Origin of the sequence: Pseudomonas trivialis (assembly GCF_001439805.1) — a bacterium.
Lineage (GTDB): Bacteria > Pseudomonadota > Gammaproteobacteria > Pseudomonadales > Pseudomonadaceae > Aquipseudomonas > Aquipseudomonas trivialis.
Genome location: NZ_JYLK01000018.1, coordinates 1 through 14,461 on the forward strand (window position 1 = coordinate 1; position 14,461 = coordinate 14,461).

Below are 14,461 nucleotides of genomic sequence, written 5' to 3' on the forward strand. Positions count from 1 at the left end.
TGGTCGATCAGCTCTTGGGGAATGGATGGAAGGTCTCGCGGGGCCTCACGGCCCGGTTTCTTTTTGGTCGGCATACATGCACCTCTATCAACATGTTATGCCCGAACACAAAATTTATGACAGTCCCCAATCGGGAGCAAGCCCCCTCCCACATTTGAACCAGGAGATCAGTCTTCATTGCCGCTGCCGCGAAACTTGAACAGATCGCGACGCTGCTTCTTGCTCGGCTTGCCATCCGTGGTCAGGCCTGACGCCCCGGCCTTGCGCATGGCCGCAGCGTTTTCACGCCTGGCGACGCTCGCCTCGGTCTCGGCGTACAGTGCCTGCGCTTCGGGAGCGCCACGGCGTACGATGGAAAGCGCCTGCACCACGATGGTTTTTTCATCAAACCCTGTACGAATCTGAAACTCGTCACCAACACGCGGTTCCTTGCCCGGCTTGCAGCGGTCGCCGCGATGGTGCACCTTGCCGCTCTCGATGGCAGCCTTGGCCAGCGCACGGGTTTTATAGAACCGCGCCGCCCACAGCCACTTGTCCAAACGGACCTTTTCTTCCTCTTCCTGCTTCTGAGCCACTTGAATTCCTCGCTCTGAAAAATGTCGCAACCTTACCGTCGAAACCCTTCGACGCATAAACCCCAAGGCTCACCTAAGATACGCCGGGTAGCACCCTGTTTTCGCGAGGATACGCTGTGACCGACTTCCCCACTTCACTCACCTCGCCCAACCAGCGTTGCGTGGGTTGCCAGCAAAGCGAGCCGCTGAGCTTCGACTTTGCCTTCGCCTACCAGCCTATCGTAGACCTGCGTGACCATTCCATTTTTGCTCACGAAGCGCTGGTGCGAGGTCCTCAAGGTGAAGGCGCCCTCTCGGTGCTGAACCAGGTCAATGACAGCAACCGCTACCGCTTCGACCAGCGCTGCCGTACCCAGGCCATCGCTCGCGCTACAGCACTGGACATGCAAAGCCATCTTTCGATCAACTTCATGCCCAACGCCGTGTACCGGCCGGAGCTGTGTATCCGCAGTACTCTGGACGCGGCCCGGGCACACAATTTCCCGCTGGACCGACTGATTTTCGAGACGGTGGAAAGTGAGTACGTCGATAACTATCGCCATTTAACGAATATTCTGCGTGAATACCGCGAATTCGGCTTCAAGACCGCCATCGACGACTTCGGCGCGGGCTATTCGGGGCTGAACCTGCTGGCCGATTTCCAACCTGACCTGATCAAACTCGACATGGCGCTGATCCGCGATATCGACAAGGACCGTGTCCGTCAGGTGATCGTCCGGGGGATTGTCACAATCTGTGAGCAGTTGGGGGTTACTGTCATCGCCGAGGGCATCGAAAGTGCCGGCGAGCGCAACTTCCTGTCCGACTGTGGAATATTTCTGATGCAGGGCTACTGGTTCGCCAGGCCCGCATTCAACGCCTTGGCCAAGGTTGCTCCTCAAGCCTGGGCGAATTGACCGGTTATCTATATTGAAGACATTTGACCATTTGACCGTTGTGGGTCTGCGTGAATGGGTGGCCCTTCCCGACCTGGGAGTGGCGGGCCTGCGCGCGAAGATCGACACCGGGGCCAGTACCTCGAGCCTGCATGCCACCGATATCGAGCCGTTTGAGCGCGATGGTGCGCAGTGGGTACGCTTTACCGCGCACCTGGGCACCGTCGTGCAACTGCGTCATCGGCGCTGCGAGGCGCCGCTGGTGACCATGAAGACCATCAAGAGCTCCAACGGTCACGCGCAGGTGCGCTATGTGATCAGCACCACGCTGGCGCTGGGTGATCGGGTATGGCGCGTGGAGTTCACCCTGGCTTGCCGCAAGGCCATGCGTTACCGCCTGTTGCTGGGTTCCAAGGCGCTGATTGACGGCCAATTGGTGGTCAGTCCCGGCGTCAAGTACGTTCAAGACAAGCCGGTGTTCCCGGTCTCTACTATTTCTGCCCCAGGTGCTGCATGAAGATTGCTGTGCTGTCGCGAAACCCGCGTCTGTATTCCACCCGCCGCCTGGTTGAGGCCGGCACCGAACGTGGCCACGAAATGGTGGTGATCGACACGTTGCGTGCCTATATGAACATTGCCAGCCACAAGCCGCAGATCCACTACCGGGGCAAGCCCCTTGAAGGGTTTGACGCCGTGATCCCGCGCATCGGCGCATCAGTGACCTTCTACGGCTGCGCGGTGCTGCGCCAGTTTGAAATGATGGGGGTGTTCCCCCTGAATGAATCCGTGGCCATTGCCCGCTCGCGGGACAAGTTGCGCTCACTGCAGCTGCTGTCGCGCCGAGGTATCGGCCTGCCGGTCACCGGATTTGCCCACTCACCCGACGACATCCCCGACCTCATCGAAATGGTCAACGGTGCACCGCTGGTGATCAAGGTGCTGGAAGGCACCCAGGGCATCGGCGTGGTGCTGTGTGAAACGGCGACTGCCGCCGAGTCGGTGATCGAGGCGTTCATGGGCCTCAAGCAGAACATCATGGTGCAGGAATACATCAAGGAAGCCGGCGGCGCGGATATTCGCTGCTTCGTGGTGGGCGATAAAGTGATTGCCGCAATGAAGCGCCAGGCCAAGCCGGGCGAATTTCGCTCCAACCTGCACCGTGGCGGCAGCGCCAGCCTGATCAAGATCACCCCGGAAGAACGCATGACTGCATTGCGCGCAGCGAAAGTGATGGGGTTGGCCGTGGCGGGTGTGGATATCCTGCGTTCCAACCATGGCCCGCTGGTGATGGAGGTGAACTCATCGCCCGGCCTGGAGGGGATCGAGACCACCACAGGCAAGGATGTGGCGGGGATCATCATTCAGCACCTGGAAAAGAATGGTGGCCCGAACATGACAAGAACCAAAGGCAAGGGCTGAACCCCCTCCTCCTCTGACACACCATAAACCAGATGTGGGAGGGGGCTTGCTCCCGATAGCAGAGTGTCAGTCAAACATTTTTGACTGAGCTATCGCTATCGGGAGCAAGCCCCCTCCCACATTTCAATGAGTGTTGTTGGTTAGACCGCATCTCGGGGCAGCATCAAACCAAGCGGCAGGCGCACCCGCGCCTCCAGCCCACCGTCTTCACGGTTGCGCAGTTCAACATTGCCGCCATGCATCGACGCAATACGCCGCACAATCGCCAGCCCCAGCCCCGTGCCCTTGCCACCACGGGCACGGTCGCCACGGGTGAACGGGTTGAAAATGCCTTCCAGTTCGGCGGGATCGATACCGGCACCGCGGTCCATCACGCTCAACACCACATAGGGTGCCGTGCTATCCCCGGACACATAGGCTGCCACTTCCACATCGGAACCGGCATGGTGCAAGGCGTTGCCGATCAGGTTGTTCAGCAGGCGCTTCATCGAAACCCTGCGCAAAGCAAACGGCTGGATCGGCTCCAGGCGCGTGCGCACCTGTTCGCCGTTCTGGTTGTAGGGCGCCACGACTTCACGTACCAGGTCCGTCAGGTCGACTTCTTCAACCAGCTCATCACGGCCGTCGCGGATAAACGCCAGAAACTGATCCAGAATCGCATCCATGTCCTCAATGTCGCGGACCATGTCGTCCGTCAGATCGCTGTGGTTGCCCATCAACTCAAGAGACAGCCGCAAACGCGTCAGCGGCGTGCGCAGGTCATGGGACACCCCCGCCAGCATCAGCTCCCGCTCGCGCCCGGCCTGCTCGACGTCTTCCGCCATCTGGTTGAACGCACCGTACACCTCGGTCATCTCGCTGGGTGTGTCGCTCACCGGCAGTCGCACGCTGCGTCCCTGGCCAAGTTGGCGGGCAGCGAATACCAGGCGCTTAAGCGGCTGGTTGAGCTGACGCACAAAAATCCACGCGGAGGCGGTGGAGAGCAAACCGATCGCCAGGAACCAGCCAAGCACGTTCCAGATCTTCTGCCCGCGTAACGGGTGCGGATACAGCGGTACTTTCAGCCAGTCTTCACCCAGACTCGGCGCACGCACCCAAAGGGCCGGCGACACATGCATGCGCAAGCGCACTTCCGTGTCCTCACCGAGCTCGGCCTGCATCTGGCGCTGATAGATTTCACTGTAGGGCCAATGCTGCTCGCCCTCCGGCACGCCCGCACCGGCAACACGCACCAGCGTGGCGGCCTTGGCGATCTTCTCGCGGTTTTCGGGGTCGGCCGCCCAATAGGCACGCAGCGTCAGCGCGACGCCGTGGCTGTATTGCCGGTCCACCAGCACGTCCTCGTTCATCAGCAGATAAACCAGTGTGAGTGCCTTGGAAAACAAAACGACGATCAACACCAGCCAAAGGGTGCGCGAGAAGAAACTTTGTGGGAACCACAATGGGGTTTTCATAAGGGACAGCCGGACACCTGGCAGGAAAAAGCAGCGCTCGCAGAATTGCAGACGCCGAACACCCCGTCGACCCTCAAGGGGTCAAACGCCGGGATACCCGCGCCTGCAAGTCATCGGTCACTTGGTCGCAGTGCCATCCGGCACAAACACGTAACCCACACCCCAGACTGTCTGGATATAGCGAGGCTTGGACGGGTCCGGCTCGATCATCCGGCGCAGACGGGATATCTGCACATCGATGGAGCGCTCCAGGGCATCCCATTCCCGGCCACGGGCCAGGTTCATCAGCTTGTCGCGTGTCAGCGGCTGGCGCGCGTTCATCACCAGGGCCTTGAGTACCGCGAACTCACCGGTGGTGAGCATGTGTACTTCGTCGCCACGCTTGAGTTCACGGGTCGCCAGCGACAGCTCGTAGTCGCCAAAGGTGACGCTTTCGTCCTCGCTGCCCGGAGCGCCCGGTACCGGCGGGGCCTGACGCCGCAGTACGGCCTTGACCCGGGCCATCAGTTCGTCAGGGTTGAACGGCTTGGCCAGGTAATCATCAGCGCCCAGTTCCAGGCCCTTGATGCGACTCAGCTCGTCGCCCTTGGCGGTGAGCATGATGATTGGAATCTGGTTGTTCGCGCCACGCAGGCGTTTGCAGGCGGTGAGGCCGTCTTCGCCGGGCAGCATCAGGTCAAGTACGACCAGGTTGAATACTTCGCGCCCCAGCAGACGGTCCATCTGCTCGGTGTTCGGCACCGCGCGGGCACGGTAGCCCTTGGAGTTGAAGAAGCGCTCCAGCAGGCTGCTCAGCCCCGGGTCGTCATCAACGATGAGAATTTTTTCGCCTTCAGCAGTTTGTGCAGTGCTGCTCATTGGATGCTCCTCTTATCTCGGCGCGCATTATGGCCTAGCTGCCGTTATACGCACCGTGTGCATTGTTAGCAGATTTTTCCTCGACCACCAGCAGACCCGCGTCCTACAACCATTGGCGCAGTACCCCTCAAGGACAGAACGCTGGTTATAATGCGCCGCCGTCTCGCAGGGCAACGTCAGATCGTTTCCGTTTACTGCCAGTTTTTTTACCCGCTTGACGCGACGTTTTCGATTTCGAGGGTCAATTGGCAGCCTCTTGACCCAGGCAGCGGTGCCGGTCGGGCCGCTCAACCAGTCTTGCCGGGCCTTGTTTTGCGGGCCCGCGAGCTGCTTTTCAGAATTTCAGGTGGTTTTATGGACAGCATCAACAGCCGCATCGCCGAAGAACTCGGCGTACGCCCCCAACAGGTCGAAGCGGCCGTCGCTCTACTGGATGAAGGCTCCACGGTGCCTTTCATCGCCCGCTACCGTAAGGAAGTGACCGGCAGCCTCGACGATATCCAGCTTCGGCATCTGGAAGAACGCCTGCGCTACCTGCGAGAACTCGACGAACGGCGCATCAGCATCCTCGCCAGCATCGAGGAACAGGGCAAGCTCACGCCGCAACTCGAACGCGATATCAAACTCGCCGACACCAAGACCCGCCTCGAAGACCTCTACCTGCCCTACAAGCAAAAGCGCCGCACCAAGGGCCAGATCGCCCTGGAAGCCGGCCTCGGCGAGCTGGCTGACGGCCTGTTCAACGACCCGTCGCTGAGCCCGGAAGCCGAAGCCGCACGCTTCATCGATGCCGACAAAGGCGTCGCCGACGTCAAGGCCGCTCTCGAAGGCGCCAAGTACATCCTCATGGAGCGCTTCGCCGAAAACGCCAACCTGCTGGAAAAACTGCGCAACTACCTCAAGCAGGAAGCCGTCCTCAGCGCCCGTGTCATTGCCGGCAAAGAGGAAGAAGGCGCCAAGTTCCGCGATTACTTCGAGCACGACGAACCGCTCAAGAGCATGCCGTCCCATCGTGCGCTGGCCATTTTCCGTGGGCGCAACGAAGGTATTCTCAGCTCTGCGCTCAAAGTCGGCGATGAATTGCCGGGCACCATGCACCCGTGCGAAGGCATGATCGGGCAACAATTCGGCATCCAGAATCAGAACCGTCCTGCGGACAAGTGGCTCGGTGAAGTCGTGCGCTGGACCTGGAAGGTCAAGCTCTACACCCACCTGGAAACCGACCTGCTGGGCGAACTGCGTGACGGCGCGGAAACCGAGGCGATCAATGTGTTCGCCCACAACCTGCACGACCTGCTGCTGGCCGCCCCCGCCGGCCCGCGCGCCACCCTGGGCCTGGACCCTGGCCTGCGCACCGGTTGCAAGGTCGCGGTGGTCGACGCCACCGGCAAACTGCTGGACCACGCCACCGTGTACCCGCATGTGCCGCACAACAAGTGGGACCAGACCCTCGCAATCCTGGCCGCCCTGTGTGCCAAGCATTCGGTGGACCTGATCGCCATCGGCAACGGCACCGCCAGCCGTGAGACCGACAAGCTGGCCGCCGAACTGATCAAAAAATACCCGGCCATGAAGATGACCAAGGTCATGGTTTCCGAGGCCGGCGCTTCGGTGTACTCGGCGTCGGAACTGGCGTCCAGGGAGTTCCCGGACCTCGACGTGTCGATCCGAGGCGCGGTGTCCATCGCCCGCCGCCTGCAGGACCCGCTGGCCGAGTTGGTAAAGATCGACCCCAAATCCATCGGTGTCGGCCAGTACCAGCACGACGTATCGCAGCTGAAACTGGCACGTGGCCTGGATGCGGTGGTGGAAGACTGCGTGAACAAGGTCGGCGTGGATGTGAACACTGCCTCGGTCGCGCTGTTGGCGCGCATCTCCGGCCTGAACACCACCCTGGCACAAAATATCGTGACTCACCGCGACGAAAACGGTGCGTTCAAGACCCGCGCCGCGCTGAAAAAAGTCGCACGCCTGGGTGAAAAAACCTTCGAACAGGCCGCCGGTTTCCTGCGTGTCATGAATGGCGACAACCCGCTGGATTCGTCCGCCGTCCACCCGGAAGCCTATCCGCTGGTGCAGCGCATCGCCGCCGAAACCGACCGCGATATTCGCTCGCTGATCGGCGACGCCGCGTTCCTCAAGCGCCTGGACCCGAAGAAATACACCGACGAAACCTTCGGCGTGCCGACCATCACCGACATTCTGCAAGAGCTGGAAAAACCCGGCCGCGACCCGCGTCCCGAGTTCAAGACCGCCGAGTTCCAGGACGGCGTCGAAGACCTCAAGGACCTGCAGCCGGGCATGATTCTCGAAGGCGTGGTGACCAACGTGACCAACTTCGGCGCATTCGTGGACATTGGCGTGCATCAGGACGGCCTGGTGCATATCTCCGCGCTGTCGGAGAAATTCATCAAGGACCCGCGTGAAGCGGTCAAGGCCGGTGACGTGGTCAAGGTCAAGGTCATGGAAGTCGATATCCCGCGCAAACGCGTCGGCCTGTCGATGCGCATGAGCGATACCCCCGGCGAGAAAGTCGACGGTGCCCGTGGCGCACGCCCGGGTTCGGCACCGCGTCAGTCGCAGAACCGCTCGGAAAACAGCCAACCGCGCAAGGAAACCGCGACGGCAGCGCCAGCCAATAACGCCATGGCGTCGCTGTTCGCCAACGCCAAGCAGTTGAAAAAGCGCTGAGGGTCAAATCAACGTCTTGCAGGTAACTGCATGCAAGACGTGTCGCAAAAGCGCAGGGCACCTTCGCTGCCCTATAGCTCCCCACCCGCGATTTGAGTTAATTTCGGCGCTGCAATCACAGCGTCGGAATTTTCTTGATGCGCTGTAGCCCAATTCATGGAGTGATGGAGGCTTTTTCAATGCGGGCCACCTCGACTCAAAACCAGGCGATAACGCCAGTTTCCACTTCACCCTTGTAGACCGTCCTGCCCACCCCCATATTGGGGCGACTGACGCGTGAAGGAATCCAACTTGAGCGAACTTCTCAACCGCCGCCTGGCCCTGCTCGGCAAGCGCGAACACCTTTCCCTGCTGGAGCAATGCTTGCACGGCATCGAGCGGGAATGCCTGCGCGTCACCGGTGAGGGTCGCCTGGCGCAAACGCCGCACCCCGAAGCCCTGGGTGCCGCGCTGACCAACGAATTGATCACCACCGACTACTCGGAATCGCTGCTGGAATTCATCACGCCGGCCCTGCCCAACCCGGCCGATACCCTGAGCAGCCTGGACAAGATCCACCGCTTTGCCTACACCAAGCTCGGCAGCGAATACCTGTGGAGCCCGTCGATGCCGTGCCCGTTGCCGGCCGAGGAAGACATCCCGATTGCCTACTACGGCACCTCCAACATCGGACAGCTCAAGTACGTGTACCGCAAGGGCCTGGCCCTGCGTTACGGCAAGACCATGCAGTGCATCGCCGGCATCCACTACAACTTTTCCCTGCCGGAACAGCTGTGGCCGCTGCTCAAGGACACCGAAGGCTTTGTCGGCACCGAGCGTGACTATCAGTCCACGGCCTACATCGCGCTGATCCGCAACTTCCGCCGCTACAGCTGGCTGCTGATGTACCTGTTCGGTGCCTCGCCGGCCCTGGACGCCGGGTTCCTGCGCGGGCGCTCGCACCAGCTCGAAGTGCTGGACGCCGACACGCTGTACCTGCCCTATGCCACCAGCCTGCGCATGAGCGACCTGGGTTACCAGAGCAACGCCCAGGCCGGTCTCACGCCGTGCTACAACGACCTGAGCAGCTACACCGACAGCCTGCGCGAAGCGGTGGCAACGCCCTACGCGCCGTACGTCGAAGTCGGCACGCACAAGGACGGTGAGTGGGTGCAGCTCAACACCAACATCCTGCAGATCGAAAACGAGTACTACTCCAACATCCGCCCCAAGCGCGTGACCTACACCGGCGAACGGCCAATCCAGGCGCTGGTGGCCCGTGGCATCCAGTACATCGAAGTGCGTTGCCTGGACATCAACCCGTTCCTGCCGATGGGCATCGACCTGCCAGAGTCGCGCTTCCTCGACGCGTTCCTGCTGTATTGCGCACTCAACGACAGCCCGCTGTTAGCCAACAACGAATGCGGCAACGCCACTTCCAACTTCCTCAGCGTGGTCAAGGAAGGCCGTCGCCCGGGCCTGGCGTTGCAGCGCGACGGCGCGGCGGTGGACATGAAGCAATGGGCCACCGAGCTGCTGGAGCAGATCGCGCCACTGGCCGCCCTGCTCGATGAGAGCCACGGCATCGGCGAACACAGCCAGGCACTGGACGCCCAGTTGGCAAAAATTCAGGACCCGTCGCTGACCCCGTCGGCCCAGGTACTGGCGGCGATGGCCGAGCGCAAGGAGAGCTTTGCGCAGTTCTCCCTGCACCAGAGCCAACTGCATGCCGAGTATTTCCGCAGGGAGCCGCTGGCAGCTGACGAACAGGCGCGCTTCGAAGAACTGGCGCGCAAGTCGCTGGCGCAACAGGCGGAGCTGGAACAAACCGAAGTGGGCGACTTCGATGTGTTTGTCGGGTCTTACCAAGCGAGCATTTTGGCCATCAGCAACTGAACGAAGATCTGCCTCGTTCCAAATATGGGAGGGGCTGGTCGACCTTGGTGATCGCCGTGATCGCCTTCGCCATGGAAATGGGCCTGCGCGCCCTGCAGCGCAAATGGGTGCCGTGGCATGGTCAGTCACGCTGAATGCACGAGTCATTTCAGGCAACCACATTCCCGTGGTGAGCGGGCTTGCCACAATAAGCGCACTCGCTACTTATTCAGCGCTGGAGGGCTTTTCCCACAGGTTGATCCCGCCTTCCTGCGCAAACCGATCAATCTGCGCCAGTTCCTCTGCGCTGAAGCTCAGGTTCTTCAACGCCCCAACGTTCTCGATGATCTGCTCCGGCCGGCTTGCGCCGATCAGTGCGCTGGTCACCCGTGGGTCACGCAACGTCCAGGCCAATGCCAGTTGGGCCAGGCTCTGGCCGCGCCGCTGGGCGATTTCGTTGAGGGCGCGCACGTGGGCGAGGTTGGCTTCGGACAGGTGCCCGGCCTGCAGCGAACCACCGCCCGGGCGGTTGACCCGTGCGTCGGCCGGCACGCCGTTGAGGTACTTGTCGGTGAGCAGGCCCTGGGCCAGTGGTGTAAACGCGATCACGCCGACGCCGAGTTCTTCGGTGGCGTCGAGCAGGTCTTTCTCGACCCAGCGATTGAGCAGGTTGTAGGCCGGCTGGTGAATCAGCAATGGCACTTTCCATTCTTTGAGCAGCGCTGCCATTTCACGGGTTTTTACCCCGGAGTACGACGAAATACCGACGTACAACGCCTTGCCCTGCTGCACGGCAGTGGCCAGGGCGCTGGCGGTTTCTTCCAGCGGCGTGTCGGTATCAAAACGGTGGGAGTAGAAAATATCCACGTAGTCGAGCCCCATGCGCTGCAGGCTCTGATCGAGGCTGGCCAGCACGTACTTGCGCGAGCCACCGCCCTGGCCGTAGGGGCCGGGCCACATGTCCCAACCGGCCTTGCTGGAGATGATCAGTTCGTCGCGGTAGTGCTTGAAGTCTTCGCGCAGCAGACGGCCGAAGTTGATCTCGGCACTGCCGTAGGGCGGGCCGTAGTTGTTGGCCAGGTCGAAGTGATTAATCCCGAGGTCGAACGCGGTACGCAGCAGCGCGCGCTGGGTGTCGATCGGGGTGCTGTCGCCAAAGTTGTGCCACAGCCCCAGGGAGAGGGCCGGCAGCACCAGGCCACTGCGGCCCGTGCGGCGATACGGGATAGATTCATAGCGGTTTTCGGCAGCAATGTACGTCATCGAATCCTCTCTGGGCTGTTGGGTGTGCCTTCCCTTTTACAGCAATTTTCGCCCAGAGAGGACGCCTGATGTCGTGGAGCCTCAGCGCACCAGATGCAGGAACTGCAAATGCCGCTCGTACTGATCGAGAATGTCGTTGATGATCTGCTCCTTGGTGTAGCCCACCAGGTCGTAGTCCTGGCTGCCCTCGCTCAAATGCACTTCCGCCCGGTAGTAGCGACGGTTGTTGATCTGTTTGGAGCCCATGCCGCCACGGGCGAACGACGGCGTGAAGTAACCGCGCATCTGCACCTGATAGATGAACGGGTGTTCCTCGCCATGGCCGATCTCGAGGCTGACGCTGTCGTTGGCCGGGTCCGGCTGGGTGACCACCGAAAGGCCCTTCTCGACAAACACCGCCGTCACCTCTTCAATCGCCGGGCGCACCGTCGACTCGAGGAAACGGTACACCTCGTCCCGCGAGGGGAAGTGCACCGCCTGGCTCAAGCGCTGGCGCCAGCCGCCTTTGCCCTTGCGCGACGCCGACACCGGTGCCAGCGAATGCAATTGCGCGATCTGCTTTTGTGATTCCAGATGGAACGCCTTGTGCAGCCCCCACATCATCAACAACAGGATCATCGAGAACGGCAACGAGGTGAGCACCACCGCCGATTTCAGCGAATCGATGCTGCCGGCAAACAACAAGGCGCTGGTGACCAGCGCGGTCATCGCGCCCCAGAACACCCGCAGCCACTTCGGCCCGTCCTCATCGGCGTTGCCGCCCTTGGACGACAGCGTCGACAGCACCACAGTGCCGGAGTCGGCGGAGGTGACGAAGAACACGAAGCTGATGAACACCGTGACGGCGATCACCGTCTTGCTCCACGGATAGGTTTCCAGCAGCAGGTACAGGCTCATCGACGGGTCATCAATGGCCGACTGGCCGAGCGCGGCCATGCCGTGGTTGAGCACCTGGTCGATGGCACTGTTGCCGAAGATCGACATCCACGCCAGGGTAAAGCCCAGCGGGATCAGCAGCACACCGAACACGAATTCGCGGATGGTACGGCCACGGGAAATCCGTGCGATGAACAGGCCCACGAACGGCGACCATGCAATCCACCAGGCCCAGTAGAACACCGTCCAGCCGCCCAGCCAGTCGCTGGGTTTGTCGTAGGCGTACACATCGAAACTCTTGGTCGGCAAGGCGCCGAGGTAGTCGCCGATGTTCTGGATGAGGGTGTTGAGCAAATGCTGGGTGGGACCGGCGAACAACACGAACAGCAGCAGCGCGCAGGCCAGCAGCATGTTGATGTCGGACATCACCCGCACGCCCTTGTCGACGCCGGCCACGGCCACAAGAATCGCCGCGCCCATCATCAGGGTAATCAGGCCAACCTGAATCCACTGCGTATGGGCTATGCCGAACAGGTAGTCCAGCCCGGAGTTGAGGTGCAACACCCCAAAGCCCATGTCGGCACCCAGGCCGAACACCGTGGCGATGATGCCGAAGCCGTCCACCGCGTAGCCGATGGGGCCGTTGATACGTTTGCCGATCAGCGGGTAAAGCGCCGAACGCAACGCCAGCGGCAGGTTATGCCGATAGGCGAAGTAGGCCAGGGCCATGCCGACAAAGGCGAATACGCCCCAGCCGTGCAGACCCCAGTGCAGAAACAGAATCTGCATAGCCTGGCGCGCGGCCTCGGCGTTCAGCGGCGCGCCCTGGGGCGGTTGCACCAGGTGCGTCAAAGGCTCCGACACGCAGAAGAAGAACAGTGTGATGCTGATGCCGGCGGCGAACAGCATGCCGGCCCAGGACAAGTAACTGAATTCGGGCTCGTCGTGGTCGGCACCGAGTTTTATCTTGCCGTAGCCCGATAACGCGGTGACCACCACGAAGACCAGATACAGGGTCATCGCCAGCATGTAGTACCAGCCGACCGTGTTGGCCGCCCAGTTTTGCGCGGCCAGCAGCCAGGCACCGGCCTGCTGCGGGATCGCGATGACGGTGATGCCAAACAGCAGAATGAAGGTCGCGGCAAAGTAGAAAACGGGCGCATTCATGCGCACCAGGCCGCTGGAAGGGGTGGACGATGCACTCATGAACGATGCACCCCGAGGGTTGGGTATGTGGCTGTAAATAACGGACTCAGCAAAGGTAAGCCTCCTGTTGTGAGCGGGCAGCGAACCACCGGTTTAACTTGAACGAGCGTTCAATTTAAACATGGATGGGCGGTCGGGGACTAATCGCAGGGCTGAGTGGTAGACAATTCCTACATCAAGCCAAGGCTTTGTATGACGGATAAGGCTCATGAAACGTTCAGCGATAAACAGCTCATGTATGAGGCGCGGATCAAGCGGTGGGAGCTGGCTTGCCAGCTCCCACCATTGAAAGGTGTTCGGCTCTGGGGCTATTTCTGCGCCCCATCCTCATGCTGCAGATTGGCCTGAGTGATGTTCACCCCCGCCGGCACACTGCGCGTCAGCCACACATTGCCGCCAATGGTCGAGCCCTTGCCGATGGTGATGCGCCCCAGAATGGTCGCCCCGGCATAGATCACCACATCGTCTTCCACGATCGGATGCCGTGGATGCCCCTTCTGCAACTGCCCGTCTTCGTCCGCCGGAAAGCGCTTGGCGCCCAGGGTCACCGCCTGGTAGATGCGCACGCGCTCACCGATGATGGCGGTTTCACCAATCACCACACCCGTGCCGTGATCGATAAAGAAGCTCGGGCCGATCTGCGCGCCGGGGTGGATGTCGATGCCGGTGGCCGAGTGGGCGATTTCTGCGCTGATGCGCGCCAGCAACGGCAAGCCGGCGCGGTACAGATGGTGGGCAAGGCGATGGTGAATCACCGCCAGAATGCCGGGGTAGCACAGCAGCACTTCGTCGACGCTGCGCGCGGCCGGGTCGCCGTGATAGGCGGCCAGCACATCGGTGTCCAGCAGGCTGCGCAGGGATGGCAAGGCCAGGGCGAAACCCTGGATCAGCCGGATGGCGTGGGCATCGATCTGGCTGTCGTCCTGCCCGCCCTGGCGCGCGGCATAACGAAGCTCGAGTCGCGCCTGGGCAAGCAAGGCGTTCAGCGCGACATCCAGGGTATGACCGACATAGAAATCTTCACTTTCCTCACGCAGGTCCACCGGCCCCAGGCGCATCGGAAACAGCGCACCGCACAAGGCTTCGAGGATCTGCGCCACCGCCTCGCGTGACGGCAGTTCACGCCCGCCATGCTCGCCGCTCAAACGACCATTGCGCGTGCGCCACTGGTCGCGGGCGCTGCGCAGCTGGCTGACGATGGTCTGTAATTGCCAATGACTGGAACGCTCACTCACGGTCTTCACTCCTGACGTAATGGCCGCCACTTTACGGTATGCACCCCGGCCGCCCTTAAGAACCAATGGTGTGATGCCAAGCACTATCGGCTATAAGCGATTGACGGTTGCCTGCGTAAAAGTGCCTGCCTATAGTCGGCCCATTCCTCAGCAAC

The 14,461-nt window shown here is 61.3% G+C and carries 11 protein-coding genes and 1 pseudogene; 6 read left to right on the top strand and 6 right to left on the bottom strand.

The features are described 5' to 3' along the window. Positions 1–167: 167 nt before the first annotated feature. Positions 168–575, bottom strand: a complete 408-nt coding sequence (locus tag TU79_RS21300) for an RNA-binding S4 domain-containing protein (protein WP_057009851.1) — start codon at positions 573–575, stop codon at positions 168–170. A gap of 116 nt (positions 576–691) precedes the next feature. Between TU79_RS21300 and rimA the strand changes: the two genes are divergently transcribed. Genes rimA through rimK form a run of 3 tightly spaced genes read left to right on the top strand, consistent with a single transcriptional unit; the run spans position 692 to position 2,869 of the window. Further along, positions 692–1,471: a S6 modification regulatory phosphodiesterase RimA gene (gene rimA / locus TU79_RS21305; protein ID WP_057009852.1), complete on the top strand. Its 780-nt coding sequence runs from the start codon at positions 692–694 to the stop codon at positions 1,469–1,471. Positions 1,472–1,484: 13 nt separating this feature from the next. After that, positions 1,485–1,967: a retropepsin-like aspartic endopeptidase RimB gene (rimB, locus tag TU79_RS21310; RefSeq protein WP_057009853.1), complete on the top strand. Its 483-nt coding sequence runs from the start codon at positions 1,485–1,487 to the stop codon at positions 1,965–1,967. Continuing rightward, positions 1,964–2,869, top strand: a complete 906-nt coding sequence (rimK, locus tag TU79_RS21315) for a 30S ribosomal protein S6--L-glutamate ligase (protein WP_003171022.1) — start codon at positions 1,964–1,966, stop codon at positions 2,867–2,869. The genes rimB and rimK overlap by 4 nt, the downstream gene beginning before the upstream one ends. A gap of 140 nt (positions 2,870–3,009) precedes the next feature. Here rimK and TU79_RS21320 read toward each other — a convergent pair whose 3' ends face one another. After that, the gene (locus TU79_RS21320) at positions 3,010–4,323 is read right to left on the bottom strand and encodes an ATP-binding protein (RefSeq protein ID WP_057009854.1); all 1,314 of its coding nucleotides are present in this window, start codon (positions 4,321–4,323) and stop codon (positions 3,010–3,012) included. 117 nt (positions 4,324–4,440) lie between these two features. Further along, the gene (gene ompR / locus TU79_RS21325; RefSeq protein ID WP_015373500.1) at positions 4,441–5,181 is read right to left on the bottom strand and encodes an osmolarity response regulator transcription factor OmpR; all 741 of its coding nucleotides are present in this window, start codon (positions 5,179–5,181) and stop codon (positions 4,441–4,443) included. 354 nt (positions 5,182–5,535) lie between these two features. On the opposite strand from ompR, the gene TU79_RS21330 reads away from it, so the two are divergent. From TU79_RS21330 to TU79_RS26125, 3 genes and pseudogenes are all read left to right on the top strand, one after another. Further along, positions 5,536–7,872 (top strand): Tex family protein, encoded by a 2,337-nt coding sequence (locus tag TU79_RS21330; protein ID WP_057009855.1) that lies wholly within the window; start codon positions 5,536–5,538, stop codon positions 7,870–7,872. 291 nt (positions 7,873–8,163) lie between these two features. Then, positions 8,164–9,747: a glutamate--cysteine ligase gene (gshA, locus tag TU79_RS21335; protein WP_057009856.1), complete on the top strand. Its 1,584-nt coding sequence runs from the start codon at positions 8,164–8,166 to the stop codon at positions 9,745–9,747. Positions 9,748–9,791: 44 nt separating this feature from the next. Then, positions 9,792–9,881 (top strand): annotated as a pseudogene (locus TU79_RS26125) (taurine ABC transporter permease); the annotation flags it as partial. Between the two features lie 70 nt (positions 9,882–9,951). Here the strand turns inward: TU79_RS26125 and mgrA are convergent. From mgrA to epsC, 3 genes are all read right to left on the bottom strand, one after another. Then, positions 9,952–10,989 carry an L-glyceraldehyde 3-phosphate reductase gene (mgrA, locus tag TU79_RS21340; RefSeq protein WP_057009857.1) on the bottom strand — a complete coding sequence of 346 codons (1,038 nt, stop codon included), beginning with the start codon at positions 10,987–10,989 and terminating at the stop codon, positions 9,952–9,954. Between the two features lie 81 nt (positions 10,990–11,070). Next, a complete protein-coding gene (gene betT / locus TU79_RS21345) occupies positions 11,071–13,032 on the bottom strand; it encodes a choline transporter BetT (protein ID WP_169793806.1) in 1,962 nt (653 codons plus the stop codon). A 347-nt stretch (positions 13,033–13,379) separates the two neighbouring features. Beyond that, positions 13,380–14,306 (bottom strand): serine O-acetyltransferase EpsC, encoded by a 927-nt coding sequence (gene epsC / locus TU79_RS21350; RefSeq protein ID WP_057009859.1) that lies wholly within the window; start codon positions 14,304–14,306, stop codon positions 13,380–13,382. Positions 14,307–14,461: the final 155 nt, after the last annotated feature.